Source organism: Pseudomonas sp. DF5, from assembly GCF_058148225.1.
Genome location: NZ_JBYVYM010000008.1, coordinates 68,060 through 80,728 on the forward strand (window position 1 = coordinate 68,060; position 12,669 = coordinate 80,728).

Annotated in this window: 10 protein-coding genes; 8 read left to right on the top strand and 2 right to left on the bottom strand. The window is 61.1% G+C overall.

Features of this window, described 5'->3' with window-relative positions:
• Nucleotides 1-6: 6 nt before the first annotated feature.
• The gene (locus AC30D7_RS09725; RefSeq protein ID WP_018927165.1) at nt 7-1,374 is read left to right on the top strand and encodes a DUF1329 domain-containing protein; all 1,368 of its coding nucleotides are present in this window, start codon (nt 7-9) and stop codon (nt 1,372-1,374) included.
• A gap of 140 nt (nt 1,375-1,514) precedes the next feature.
• Nucleotides 1,515-4,067 carry a LuxR C-terminal-related transcriptional regulator gene (locus AC30D7_RS09730; protein WP_490133895.1) on the top strand — a complete coding sequence of 851 codons (2,553 nt, stop codon included), beginning with the start codon at nt 1,515-1,517 and terminating at the stop codon, nt 4,065-4,067.
• A gap of 40 nt (nt 4,068-4,107) precedes the next feature.
• On the opposite strand, the gene AC30D7_RS09735 is transcribed toward AC30D7_RS09730, so the two are convergent.
• Complete coding sequence (locus tag AC30D7_RS09735; protein ID WP_490133896.1) at nt 4,108-4,896, bottom strand: IclR family transcriptional regulator; 789 nt, start codon at nt 4,894-4,896, stop codon at nt 4,108-4,110.
• Nucleotides 4,897-5,059: 163 nt separating this feature from the next.
• Here AC30D7_RS09735 and hmgA point away from each other — a divergent pair, with 163 nt between their 5' ends.
• Genes hmgA through maiA form a run of 3 tightly spaced genes read left to right on the top strand, consistent with a single transcriptional unit; the run spans nt 5,060 to nt 8,323 of the window.
• Entirely contained in the window at nt 5,060-6,364 is a 1,305-nt protein-coding gene (gene hmgA / locus AC30D7_RS09740; RefSeq protein WP_349745747.1) for a homogentisate 1,2-dioxygenase, read from the top strand.
• 3 nt (nt 6,365-6,367) lie between these two features.
• Entirely contained in the window at nt 6,368-7,675 is a 1,308-nt protein-coding gene (gene fahA, locus AC30D7_RS09745; RefSeq protein WP_490133897.1) for a fumarylacetoacetase, read from the top strand.
• Between the two features lie 12 nt (nt 7,676-7,687).
• Nucleotides 7,688-8,323, top strand: a complete 636-nt coding sequence (gene maiA, locus AC30D7_RS09750) for a maleylacetoacetate isomerase (protein WP_490133898.1) — start codon at nt 7,688-7,690, stop codon at nt 8,321-8,323.
• 131 nt (nt 8,324-8,454) lie between these two features.
• Here maiA and AC30D7_RS09755 read toward each other — a convergent pair whose 3' ends face one another.
• On the bottom strand, nt 8,455-9,258 hold the full coding sequence (locus AC30D7_RS09755; protein ID WP_490133899.1) for a SirB1 family protein: 804 nt from the start codon (nt 9,256-9,258) through the stop codon (nt 8,455-8,457).
• Between the two features lie 183 nt (nt 9,259-9,441).
• Here AC30D7_RS09755 and AC30D7_RS09760 point away from each other — a divergent pair, with 183 nt between their 5' ends.
• The 3 genes from AC30D7_RS09760 to AC30D7_RS09770 all read left to right on the top strand — a co-directional run bounded on the left by AC30D7_RS09760 (nt 9,442) and on the right by AC30D7_RS09770 (nt 12,667).
• Nucleotides 9,442-10,461 (top strand): Glu/Leu/Phe/Val dehydrogenase family protein, encoded by a 1,020-nt coding sequence (locus AC30D7_RS09760; protein WP_305410119.1) that lies wholly within the window; start codon nt 9,442-9,444, stop codon nt 10,459-10,461.
• Between the two features lie 132 nt (nt 10,462-10,593).
• Nucleotides 10,594-11,688, top strand: coding sequence for a pyruvate dehydrogenase (acetyl-transferring) E1 component subunit alpha (pdhA, locus tag AC30D7_RS09765; RefSeq protein WP_490133900.1), 1,095 nt, complete (start codon nt 10,594-10,596; stop codon nt 11,686-11,688).
• Complete coding sequence (locus AC30D7_RS09770) at nt 11,681-12,667, top strand: alpha-ketoacid dehydrogenase subunit beta (protein WP_490133901.1); 987 nt, start codon at nt 11,681-11,683, stop codon at nt 12,665-12,667. Before pdhA ends, AC30D7_RS09770 begins: the two co-directional genes overlap by 8 nt.
• The last annotated feature ends 2 nt before the right edge of the window (nt 12,668-12,669 follow it).

Here is a 12,669-nt window from a genome sequence, read left to right on the forward strand (position 1 = left end):
ATGTTAATGCGCAAGATGATTCTGCAATGCGGCGCCCTGGCACTGAGTCTGTTGGCCGCCAATGTGATGGCTGCGGTCTCGCCGGAAGAGGCCAATAAGCTCGGCACCACCCTCACGCCGCTGGGCGCCGAGAAGGCCGGCAACGCCGATGGTTCGATCCCGGCCTGGACCGGTGGCATCCCGAAAAACGCTGGCGCGGTCGACAGCAAAGGCTTCCTGGCTGACCCGTTCGCCAGTGAAAAGCCGCTGTTCACCATCACCGCTGCAACGGTCGACAAGTACAAGGACAAGCTTTCGGACGGTCAGGTGGCGATGTTCAAGCGCTACCCGGAAACCTACAAGATTCCGGTCTACCCAACCCATCGCACCGTGGCCGTGCCGCCGGAAATCTACGAGTCGGCCAAGCGCAGCGCGCTGAACGTAACCAGCATCAACGACGGTAACGGCCTGGCCAATTTCACCGGCAATCGCTATTACGCGTTCCCGATTCCGAAGAATGGCGTCGAAGTGCTGTGGAACCACATCACCCGTTACCACGGCGGTAATCTGCGACGGATCATCACCCAGGTGACCCCGCAGACCAACGGCAGCTACACGCCGATTCGCTTCGAGGAAGAGATCGCCGTACCGCAACTGATGAAGGACCTGGACCCGGACAAAGCCGCCAATGTGCTGACCTTCTTCAAACAGTCGGTGACCGCGCCGGCGCGGCTGGCGGGTAACGTATTGCTGGTGCACGAAACCCTCGATCAGGTGAAAGAGCCGCGACTGGCGTGGATCTACAACGCCGGTCAACGTCGTGTGCGTCGTGCACCGCAAGTGGCCTACGACGGACCAGGCACCGCCGCCGACGGCCTGCGGACTTCGGACAACTTCGACATGTTCTCCGGTGCGCCAGATCGCTACGACTGGAAACTGATCGGTAAAAAGGAAATGTACATTCCCTACAACAGCTACAAACTCGACTCGCCGAGCCTCAAGTACGATGACGTGGTGAAAGCCGGGCACATCAACCAGGACCTGACCCGCTACGAGTTGCACCGGGTCTGGGAAGTGGTCGGCACGGTCAAGCCGAGTGAGCGGCACATCTACGCCAAACGCCACATGTACCTCGACGAAGACAGCTGGCAAGTGGCGCTGGTGGACCACTACGACGGTCGCGGCCAACTGTGGCGAGTGGCCGAAGGTCACGCCCAGTACTACTACGATCACCAGACTCCGGCCTACACCCTCGAGGCGCTCTACGACATCATCGCTGGCCGATACATTGCCCTGGGAATGAAGAACGAAGAGAAGCACAGTTTCATATTTGGCTTTGACGCCAAGGCTGCCGACTACACACCGTCGGCTCTGCGCGCCGAGGGCGTTCGGTAAGGGTTTTGATACATTTGCATCACAAAAGGCGACCGGTGGGTCGCCTTTTTTATGGGCGCCAATCAGCGCGCTGAATACCTCTCAACAAGCGGGTTGGAGAGGGTTAGGGTTGTCGGACAATTATAAAAAGGCACGCTGCAATGACCGCCATGACCCCGTGTCTGGACCGTTCTGGATTCCTGCCCCGCCTGTCCTCTCATCACTTGTCGCGGGCTCGCTTGACCGAGCCGCTACTGACCTCCACGGCCCGGGTGAAATTACTTTGCGCCCCCGCCGGCAGCGGCAAGAGTGCGCTGCTCGCCGAGTGCCTGTTGCGGGCGCCATCCCAGTGCCGGGTGCATTGGCTGCCCTTGTCTGGCGTGGTGTCGAGAGCGGCCGATTTTCGTCATTGTCTGGCTGAGGCGCTGGGGTTGGCCTCGTCAGGTGAAACCGAATTGCTGAGCAATCTGGCGCGATTGCAGACGCCGACCTGGCTGTTCCTCGATGACTACTGCCGTCTGCCGAACCCGGAGCTGGACTCGTTGCTGGATCGCATGTTGGCGATCGGCAGCCCGATGCTGACCTGGTGGCTCGGCACTCGTCGCCGGCCGCAATGCAACTGGCCACGGCTGTTGCTTGATGATGAATTGTACGAATGCGAGAGCGCTTCGCTGGCTTTTACTTCAGGTGAAGTGGAGCAGCTGTTGCGTCCCTGGGTGCCGGATCAGGCCAACAAGGTGGCCAGTCGGGTCATCCAGCGCACCGGCGGCTGGTGTGCCGGTGTGCGGATCGCGCTGTTGCAGAAGTGCGACTGGTCGCGTCAGGACAACCTCCAGGGACGGGCGGACACCTTGCTCGATTATCTGGAGCACGAGTTGTTCAGCTCGCTGACGCCTGAGTTGAGCGAGGCCTGGCGCGTGCTGGCCCACTTGCCACGCTTCAATGCCCGACTGTGTGATCACCTGTTTGGGGCCGGGGAGGGCGCGCAGTACCTGAGGACCTTGCAAGCACTGGGTTGTTTTATCGAACCCTGGCGCGACTCCACCGACTGGCTGCAGGTGTTCACCCCGTTCACCCAATTGCTGCGCGATGAGCAATGGCCGGCCGGACGCTCCTGGCATCGGCGGGCTTGCCAGTGGTTCTGCGCCGAGCAGGACTGGAAATCAGCCTTCGAACAAGCATTGCTCGCCGAGGAATACGAAGTGGCGGTCAGCCTGTTGCAGCACTTCAGTTTCGAGCAGTTGTTCGAGGAGCAGACGGTGGTGCTGTTGTTGCGTTTGCACGAGCAGCAAGGCGAGGAACTGACACTGGGCAGTCCGCAGTTGGTCGGATTGATTACCGCCGCCTTGTTGTTCGCCGGACGTTTCGAACAGGCGACCACCTGCATCGCTCGTTTGGCGCATTTCACGCCGCAACCCTCGGCCGTGCTTCAGCGTCGATTGATTGCCCGCTGGCAGTCCCTGCAGGGTTGGCTACTGCATTTGCAGGGGCGCATGGAGCCTTCTCGCGCGCACTTTCTTGACGCGTTGAGCGCACTCGATCCCGACTGTTGGACGGCGCGGTTGATGTGTTTGTCGGGGCTGACGCAACAGGCGTTGTTAAGGGGCGAACTCGACGTCGCACAAGCCCATAACCGTGAGGCCTTGTGCCTGGCGCGGGCGCAAGGTTCGCTGGTGTTCGAGGGCTTGATGGAACTCGATCATGCGCAGTTGCTGGAGCAACGGGGCGCGGCGTTACGGGCCGAAAGCCTGCTCTGTGACATCAATGAACTGCTCAGTCAGCGTTCGGACCGACCTGCCCCCTTGCTGGGACGAATTGCGTTGCGTCGTGGGCGGCTGGCCATGAGTCTGGGGGCAGACGAACACGCCGCCGAACTCTTTCAGACGGGGCTGGACGATTGCTTGCACAACCATGACAAGCGCGTGCTGTATGGGTTTCTCGGTCTGGCGCAACTGGCGGCCAATCATCGAGATTATGCGGCGGCGTTTGTTCATCTGCGCGACGCCGAACGATTGATGCAGCAGCGGCAGATTCCCGAAACGGTTTATCGGGGTGTACTGCTGCAAATCAGCAGCCATATCTGGTTGCAGCAGGGGCGCCCCGAGTTGGCCTGCGAAGCCTTGAGTCGGGTGCTCCGTCATTATCATGGCTCCCCCGTGCGGCAGGCACCGCCAGCGACACTAGAGCTGATACCGGTTCTGGAATACCTGTTGATACTGGCCGAGGTTCATCTAGGACTGGCCCAAGCGCCGTTAGCCCGGCTCGAGGCCCAGTTGCAATGGGCGCGACAGCGAGGCATGTCGCGACTACAAGCACAGTTGCATTTGGTCATGGCCGAAGTGGCCTGGTTGACCGACGACCCTTCTGCTCAGCAGTCGTTGCAGGACGGATTGGCCCTGGTTGAGCGCTGCAACCTCCAACAAGTCTTGTGCGATTTGCAACTACGCCAGCCTGAATTACTTGGCGCAATCCGTCTTGCCACAACGGGAACCCCTTTGAATGGGGAGACTTTCCCACAAAGTCAATTGAGTCTGCGTGAAATAGAAGTATTGAAGTTAGTGGCGCAGGGTAATTCCAATCAACAGATTGCCGATCTTCTATTTATTTCATTGCACACCGTTAAAACCCATGCGCGGAGAATTAATGTGAAGTTGGGGGTGGAGCGAAGAACTCAGGCGGTTGCTCAGGCAAAGTTGTTGGGGATGCTCGGTTAGTGTTGGGTTTTCTTTGTATGGGTTCGGCTTCTGATAACGATCAATCGACCAGGGCGGGTGGCTGATACCCCATTCGCCAACTCACGGCCCGGGTCGCCGCCAGCAAGCGCTGTGCCGCCGGGCCGTTTTCGTCAGCGTGGAACAACGAGGTTGGGCCGACGATAGTCATCACTGCCGCCACCTGGCCGACAGCGTTGAACACCGGAGCCGACAACGCATCCACGCCGGGCATCAGCAAACCATGCACATGATGCAAACCGCGTTCGCGGATCTGTTCGCATAGGGTGGCATAGGCTTTTTCGTCGGCCAGGGGATGGGCATCGACAGTGATTTCCTGTTCGCGCAATTCATCGGTTTCCCGATGTGGCAGGTAGGCACTGAACACCAGCCCCGTCGACGAACTGAGCAACGGCAACACCGAGCCCAATTGCGTGACCACCGTCACCGCTCGCACCGCCGGCTCGATGTGCACCACCGTAGCGCCCTGATTACCCCACACCGCCAAAAAACAGGTTTCGTTCAGATCGTCGCGCAGTTCGGCCAAGGGCAGGGCGGCGACTTTCAGCACGTCCATACTGTTCAGGGCAGCCAGGCCGACCCTAAGCGCTTCACGACCGAGGCCGTAATGGTTGGTGGCCGCGTTCTGCTCGGCAAAACCGCTGGCGATCAACGCCTGTAGATAACGGTGAACCTTGCTCGCCGGCATCTGCACGTGTTCGGCCAAGCGCGACAACGAGGTCGAGGGCGACAGCTCGGCGAGGGCCTTGAGGATGTCGGTGCCGACTTCGGCCGAGCGGACTTTCTGTTTACCGTTGCTTTCGCTGGTCATGGAGGCGGTGTGATCCCGGGACGAATGGGCGTCTTTATAGCTTGACGGTCAATACCAATCAAATTACGTTATGCGTAATTGAATTACGATAAAAATAACCCGGGCGTGCCAAGACCTCATCGCAGAGCAACTGGCCATTGCCTACTCCCGTTCAGGAGGCTCCATGAACCTCGATTCAACGGCGCCAGCGCTGGCTTATCAGTCAGGCTTTGGCAACGAATTCAGCAGCGAAGCGTTGCCCGGCGCACTGCCCGTCGGCCAGAACTCCCCGCAAAAAGCCCCTTACGGCCTGTACACCGAGCTGTTCTCCGGCACCGCGTTCACCATGGCCCGCAGCGAAGCACGCCGGACCTGGATGTACCGCATTCAGCCTTCGGCCAATCACCCGGCATTCGTCAAACTGGATCGGCAACTGGCCGGTGGTCCGTTGGGTGAAGTGACCCCCAATCGCCTGCGCTGGAACCCCTTGGACATTCCGACCGAGCCCACCGATTTCATCGACGGGCTGGTGAGCATGGTCGCCAATTCGGGCGCGGATAAACCGGCCGGGATCAGCATCTATAACTACCGCGCCAACCGTTCCATGGAGCGGGTGTTCTTCAACGCCGACGGCGAACTGCTGCTGGTACCGGAACTGGGCCGCCTGCGCATCGCCACCGAACTGGGCGTGCTGGAACTGGAGCCGCTGGAAATCGCCGTGCTGCCTCGCGGGCTGAAATTCCGCGTCGAACTGCTCGACCCGCAAGCCCGCGGCTACGTCGCCGAAAACCACGGCGCGCCACTGCGCCTGCCGGACCTGGGGCCGATCGGCAGCAACGGTCTGGCCAACCCCCGCGACTTCCTGACCCCGGTGGCGCATTACGAAAACCTCAAGCAACCGACCACCCTGGTGCAGAAATTCCTCGGCCAGTTGTGGGGCTGCGAGCTCGATCATTCGCCGCTGAACGTGGTCGCCTGGCACGGCAATAACGTGCCGTACAAATATGACCTGCGTCGCTTCAACACCATTGGCACGGTGAGTTTCGATCACCCGGATCCGTCGATTTTCACCGTCCTGACCTCGCCGACCAGCGTGCACGGTCTGGCCAACCTCGACTTTGTGATCTTCCCGCCACGCTGGATGGTGGCCGAGAAAACCTTCCGTCCGCCGTGGTTCCACCGCAACCTGATGAACGAATACATGGGCCTGATCAAGGGCGAGTACGATGCCAAAGCCGAAGGTTTCGTGCCGGGCGGCGCCTCGTTGCACAGCTGCATGAGTGCTCACGGCCCCGATGGCGAGACCTGCACCAAGGCGATCAACGCTGAACTGGCGCCGGCTAAAATCGACAACACCATGGCTTTCATGTTTGAGACCAGCCAGGTGCTGCGCCCGAGCCGGTTCGCCCTGGATTGCCCACAACTGCAAAACAATTACGACGCCTGCTGGGCCTCGCTGCCCGCCACTTTCGACCCGACCCGGAGATAACCCATGACTCAGACTTCCATCACTCGTAGCTGGGTTGCCTCCGCCAACGGCCACGCGGATTTCCCGCTGCAAAACCTGCCGCTGGGCGTGTTCAGCGTGAAGGGCGGCGCGCCGCGCAGTGGCGTGGCGATCGGCGACCATATCTTTGATCTGGGAGCGGCACTCGATGCCGGGCTGTTCGACGACGGTGCCGCGCGGACCGCCGTCGAAGCCACCCGTGGCGGCCAGCTGAATGCGTTTTTCGAGCTGGGTCGCGAGGCACGCGTCGCCCTGCGTGAACGCTTGATCGAGTTGTTTAAAGAAGGCAGCACCCTGCATGGCAAGATCGAAGCCCAAGGCGCAAAACTGCTGCCACTGGCGGCGGATTGCCAGATGCACCTGCCGGCGAAGATCAACGACTACACCGACTTCTATGTCGGCATCGAGCACGCGCAGAATGTCGGCAAACTGTTCCGCCCGGACAACCCGTTGCTGCCGAACTACAAGTATGTGCCGATCGGTTACCACGGCCGCGCCTCGACCATTCGTCCGTCCGGCACCGACGTGCGGCGTCCGAAAGGCCAGACCCTGCCGGCCGGCCAGACCGAGCCGACGTTTGGCCCGTGCGCACGCCTGGATTACGAACTGGAACTGGGTATCTGGATCGGTCCGGGCAATGCCATGGGCGACTCGATCGCCATCGGTGACGCCGCCGATCACATCGCCGGTTTCTGCCTGCTCAATGACTGGTCGGCGCGCGATATTCAGGCCTGGGAATACCAGCCGCTGGGGCCGTTCCTGTCCAAGAGTTTCATCACCAGCATTTCGCCATGGGTGGTGACGGCCGAAGCGCTGGAACCGTTCCGTCGTGCGCAACCGGCGCGCCCGGAAGGCGACCCGCAGCCGTTGCCTTACCTGTTCGACAAACGTGATCAGGAGGCCGGTGCCTTCGACATCGAACTCGAAGTGTTGCTGCTGACCGAGTCGATGCGTGAACAAAATCTGCCAGCCCATCGCCTGACTCTCAGCAATACGAAATACATGTACTGGACCGTCGCGCAGATGGTGGCGCATCACAGCGTCAATGGTTGCCAGTTGCAGGCCGGCGACCTGTTCGGTTCGGGCACGTTGTCCGGCCCTGAAAGCGGTCAGTTCGGCAGCCTGCTGGAAATCACCGAGGGCGGTAAAAAGCCGATCGAGCTGGCCTCGGGCGAGGTGCGTAAATTCCTCGAGGATGGCGACGAAATCATCCTGCGGGCACGTTGCAGCCGTGAGGGTTTTGCCTCCATCGGTTTCGGCGAATGCCGCGGCAAAGTGCTGCCAGCGCGCTAAGAGGTTCGGCTCATGGAACTCTATACCTATTACCGTTCGACCTCGTCTTTCCGGGTGCGCATTGCGCTGGCGTTGAAGGGGCTGGATTACCAGGCACTGCCGATCAACCTGATCGCGCCGCAGGGGGGCGAACATCGCCAGCCGGCGTATCTGGACATCAACCCGCAAGGCCGGGTGCCGGCCTTGCGCACCGACGAAGGCGAATTGCTGATTCAGTCACCGGCGATCATCGAGTACCTGGAAGAACGTTATCCACAGGTGCCGCTGCTGTCCAAAGACCTCGCCGCCCGCGCCCATGAGCGTGGCGTGGCGGCGGTGATTGGTTGCGATGTTCACCCGCTGCACAACGTCAGCGTGCTCAATAAGTTACGGCAGTTGGGGCACGATGAGGCGCAGGTGGTCGAGTGGATCGGTCACTGGATCAGCCAAGGGTTGGCGACGGTGGAGCAATTGATCGGTGACGCCGGTTATTGCTTCGGCGATCAACCGGGGCTGGCGGACGTTTACCTGATCCCGCAGCTGTATGCGGCCGAGCGTTTCAATATTTCACTGGACGCCTACCCGCGTATTCGTCGAGTGGCAGCGTTGGCGGCGCAACATCCGGCGTTCATCAAGGCGCATCCGGCGAATCAGCCAGACACCCCATAAAACTGTACACAGTCCCATAGGCGCGAGCGGTGCGGCGATCCGACTTGCCCGCGAAGAGCGATAACGCGGTATTGCTGATAGACCGATGCGGCAGGTTCGCGGGCAAGCCTCGCTCCTACAAAGGGCGGTGATTAATGGACGATGGCGTTGGGCGGCAGGTGCCCTAATCGTTCAGTCAGGCGAATCCGCTGGATTGGGTCGTCGCAGAGCAGCAGCGCGTGTTCCAGGTCAAAGCGCTCGGCATTCGGGCAGTCCAGCCGTTGATAGAGGCTGGCCCGGGCCAGGTAGTCGGAGGCGTTGGCATTGCCCAGCTCCAGCACGCGCTCGGCGTCGATCAGGGCGTCGATGTAGTCATCGTTCGTGAGGTACAACTGGCGCAGGTTGCGTGACAGCCGTTGCAGCATCTGCGCAGGTTCGGCGGTCTGCAAATGCTCGGCGCTGAGCTGCATGTTCGGGCCGTACTGGCGTTGCAGCAGTTCACGGCAATCGTTGGGGTACAGCCGGCGCCCGCCGCACGGGTCGAGCAGGTGATCGGCGCCTTGCACCCGCAGCAGGAAATGCCCGGGGAAGTTGACCCCGACCATGGGAATCTCCAGTCTTCTGGCCAGCTCCAGTGCAATCAGCGCCAGCGCCAGCGGCTGGCCGCGCCGGCGTTCCAGTACTTTATGGAGCAATGCCACTTGCGGGCGCAAGGGTGTGAAGTCGTCCTGGGCGAACCCCAGGTCATTCATGCGCCGCAACAACGGTTGCGCCAACTCATTTACCGGCAGCATCGGTAATCCGTAGCTGACCCGTTGTTGCAGATCCTTGAAGTCCGCCAGCACGGTCTCGATATTCAGCTCTTTATCGTGTTCGGCGGCGATCCACAGCGCCGCTTCGAACAGCGCGGGCGGTGATCGTTGCAAACAGTCGAAAAAGCGTTGGCGCGGGGTCATCGAAATCTCCGGGGAATGCCTCGTTTTAGCCCCGTCGCAGGCTTTCGTCCAGTGCTGAACACAGGCCGTAACAGGTTATGTCCGAAAACCTTTAAAGCCGCGCTGCTTATTCCTGTGCGCTTCTGCAATTTTTGTGCGCAAGCCTATACTGGCGACTACAAGAAGTGATTCGGGAGCCCTACGATGTTCGCTCTCATGCAAAGCACTCGCCTTGAATCGCTGCACCTGAGCGTCGATCCGGTCACCGGGTTGAAGGCGGTGATTGCCATCCATAACAGCCGCCTGGGACCTGCCCTGGGCGGATGTCGTTACCTTGCCTACCCCAGCGATGAATCCGCGATCGAGGATGCCGTGCGCCTCGCCCAAGGCATGAGTTACAAGGCGGCCCTGGCTGGCCTGGCTCAGGGCGGTGGCGTTGCGGTGATTATTCGCCCGGCCCATGTGGAAAACCGCGCCGCCGTATTCGAAGCGTTCGGGCGCTGGATCAATCAGCTCGACGGTCGCTACATCACCGCCATCGACGCCGGCACCTCGGTGGCGGACATGGACTGCATCGCCCAACATACGCAATTCGTCACCAGTACCACGGCTGCGGGAGACCCAGCACCCCACGCGGCCATGGGCGTGTTTGCCGGCATCCGCAGCACCGCCATGGCCCGTTTGGGCAGCGATAATCTGGAAGGACTGCGCATCGCCATTCAAGGCCTGGGCAATGTCGGTTATGCCCTGGCCGAACAGCTGCACGCGGCTGGCGCCGAGCTGTTGGTCAGCGACATCGATCACGGCAAAGTACAACTGGCCATGGAGCAGTTGGGCGCTCATCCGATCGCCAACGAAGCGCTGCTCAGCACCCCTTGCGACATTCTCGCGCCTTGTGGCTTGGGCGGTGTGCTTAACAGGACCAGCGTGACGCAGTTGCGCTGCTCGGCGGTCGCAGGTTCGGCCAACAACCAACTGACCCATCTGGAAGTCGCCGATCAGCTGGAACGCCGGGGCATTCTGTATGCGCCGGATTACGTGATCAACGCCGGCGGGCTGATCTACGTGTCGCTCAAACACCGTGGGGAAGAGCTGACGACCATCACCGCGCACCTGTCGAAAATCAGTTCACGGCTGACCGAAGTCTTTGCCCATGCCCAGGCGGAAAAACGTTCTCCGGCCAGGGTCGCGGATGAGTTGGCGGAGAAAGTGTTGTACCGGTGATGCTGTACCGGTGAAAAGTTTTGAACCGATGAAGGAGTGAGTGCTTATCCGGCCAACTTGCTCCCCAAGCCCTGCGCCACAAACGTCGGGCCTGATAATCGCACGCCGACCCCGCGTGCCAGGAGCCCTGTGATGCTTCACAAGGTTGAGCTGCCCTACACCCGTTTTTTATCCCCTGACGGCCAGGTGCTCTGCGATCTTCCTGCCTGGGCCGACGACTTCAATCTGTTGACGCGCTTGTATCGGCAGATGGTCATGACCCGCCTTTTTGACCAGAAAGCGGTCGCCCTGCAACGCACCGGGCGCATCGGCACCTATGCGCCGACTTTGGGCCAGGAAGCCATTGGCGTTGCGGTCGGCAGCCTGATGCACGCCGAAGACGTGCTGATCCCGTATTACCGCGACACCGCCGTGCAACTGATGCGTGGCGTGCGCATGGAAGAAATCCTGTTGTATTGGGGCGGCGATGAGCGTGGCAGCGACTTTGTCGACCCGGCGGTGGCGCAGGATTTCCCGATCTGTGTGCCGATCGCCACCCAGGCCCTGCATGCCTGCGGTGTTGCCAGCGCATTCAAGATCCGTGGCGAGCATCGGGTCGCCGTCACCACTTGCGGCGATGGCGGCACCAGCAAAGGTGATTTTCTCGAGGCCCTCAATGTCGCTGGCGCCTGGCAGTTGCCGGTGGTGTTCATGGTCAACAACAACCAATGGGCGATCTCGGTACCGCGACGCATTCAGTGCGGCGCTCCCACGTTGGCGCAGAAAGCCATTGGCGCCGGGTTCCACGGCGAGCAGGTCGACGGCAATGACATACTCGCCGTGTATGACCGCGTGCAAGCGGCCCTCGAACGGGCGCGCCACGGCAAAGGCCCGGTGTTGCTCGAATGCTTGAGCTATCGCCTCGGCGATCACACCACGGCCGACGATGCCACACGCTACCGGTCGGCGGACGAAGTCAAGCAAGCCTGGCTCGAAGAACCGATCAAACGTCTGCAGCGTTTCATGGTCGGGCAGGGCGTGTGGGATGAAAGCCGCGAGCAGGCGCTGATCAGCGAATGCCAGGGGTTGGTGCAGGTCGCTGTGGATAACTTCGAAGCGGCGGGCCTGCAGGCGCCGGCATCAGTGATCGATCATGTCTACGCCCAGTGGCCGCCAGCCCTGGCCGAGCAGCGTGAAGACTTCCTCGAACGAGTGGCGCGCCGGACGGGAGGTTCGGGCCATGAGTAACGGTAAGGTAACGCTGCTGGAGGCCGTGAATCTGGCGTTGCATCGGGCCATGCGCGAGGACGAGAACGTTATCGTCCTCGGTGAAGACGTCGGGGTGAACGGTGGCGTGTTTCGCGCCACGCTGGGCCTGCGCGACAGCTTTGGTTTCAAGCGGGTAATCGATTCGCCGCTGGCCGAAACCATGATCAGCGGGCTGGCAGTGGGCATGGCGGCCCAAGGCTTGAAACCGGTGGTGGAAATCCAGTTCATGGGGTTTATCTACGCCACCATGGAGCACCTGGTGTCCCACGCCAGCCGCCTGCGCAACCGCACGCGCGGGAGGCTCACTTGCCCGATGGTGCTGCGCTCGCCGATGGGCGCTGGGATTCGTGCGCCGGAACATCACAGCGAAAGCACCGAAGCACTGTTCGCGCACATTCCGGGGTTGCGGGTGGTGATCCCGTCCTCGCCGGCCCGGGCCTATGGTTTGTTGCTCGCGGCCATCGACGACCCGGACCCGGTGATCTTTCTCGAACCGACCCGACTCTATCGCATGAACCCGCAACCGTTGTTGGATGACGGCAAACGCCTGCCGCTGGACAGCTGTTTCACCCTGCGCGAAGGCAGCGACATCACCTTGATCAGTTGGGGGGCCAGTGTGATGGAAACCCTGCAAGCTGCCACAGCGTTGGCCGAGCAGGGCATCTCGGCGGAAGTGATCGATGTCGCCAGTATCAAACCGTTGGACCTCGACACGATGGAGGCCTCGGTGCGCAAGACCGGTCGCTGCGTGATCGTGCATGAGGCGCCGCGCTCCTGCGGGGTCGGCGCGGAAATCGCCGCCAGTCTCTACGAACGGGTGTTTCTACAGTTGCAGGCACCGATCCAGCGAGTCACCGCACCGGACATTCCGCCACCGCTGTATCGACTGGAATTGCTGTACATGCCCGGCGTCGAAGACATTCTTCATGCCTGTGACATCGTGCTGCGCCACGCCTGAAG

Bases quoted from the DNA above. Each gene is read 5' to 3' on its own strand.
- AC30D7_RS09725 (WP_018927165.1), top strand. From the start codon at position 7: ATGCGCAAGATGATTCTGCAATGCGGCGCCCTGGCACTGAGTCTGTTG.
- AC30D7_RS09730 (WP_490133895.1), top strand. From the start codon at position 1,515: ATGACCGCCATGACCCCGTGTCTGGACCGTTCTGGATTCCTGCCCCGC.
- AC30D7_RS09735 (WP_490133896.1), bottom strand. From the start codon at position 4,896: ATGACCAGCGAAAGCAACGGTAAACAGAAAGTCCGCTCGGCCGAAGTC.
- hmgA (WP_349745747.1), top strand. From the start codon at position 5,060: ATGAACCTCGATTCAACGGCGCCAGCGCTGGCTTATCAGTCAGGCTTT.
- fahA (WP_490133897.1), top strand. From the start codon at position 6,368: ATGACTCAGACTTCCATCACTCGTAGCTGGGTTGCCTCCGCCAACGGC.
- maiA (WP_490133898.1), top strand. From the start codon at position 7,688: ATGGAACTCTATACCTATTACCGTTCGACCTCGTCTTTCCGGGTGCGC.
- AC30D7_RS09755 (WP_490133899.1), bottom strand. From the start codon at position 9,258: ATGACCCCGCGCCAACGCTTTTTCGACTGTTTGCAACGATCACCGCCC.
- AC30D7_RS09760 (WP_305410119.1), top strand. From the start codon at position 9,442: ATGTTCGCTCTCATGCAAAGCACTCGCCTTGAATCGCTGCACCTGAGC.
- pdhA (WP_490133900.1), top strand. From the start codon at position 10,594: ATGCTTCACAAGGTTGAGCTGCCCTACACCCGTTTTTTATCCCCTGAC.
- AC30D7_RS09770 (WP_490133901.1), top strand. From the start codon at position 11,681: ATGAGTAACGGTAAGGTAACGCTGCTGGAGGCCGTGAATCTGGCGTTG.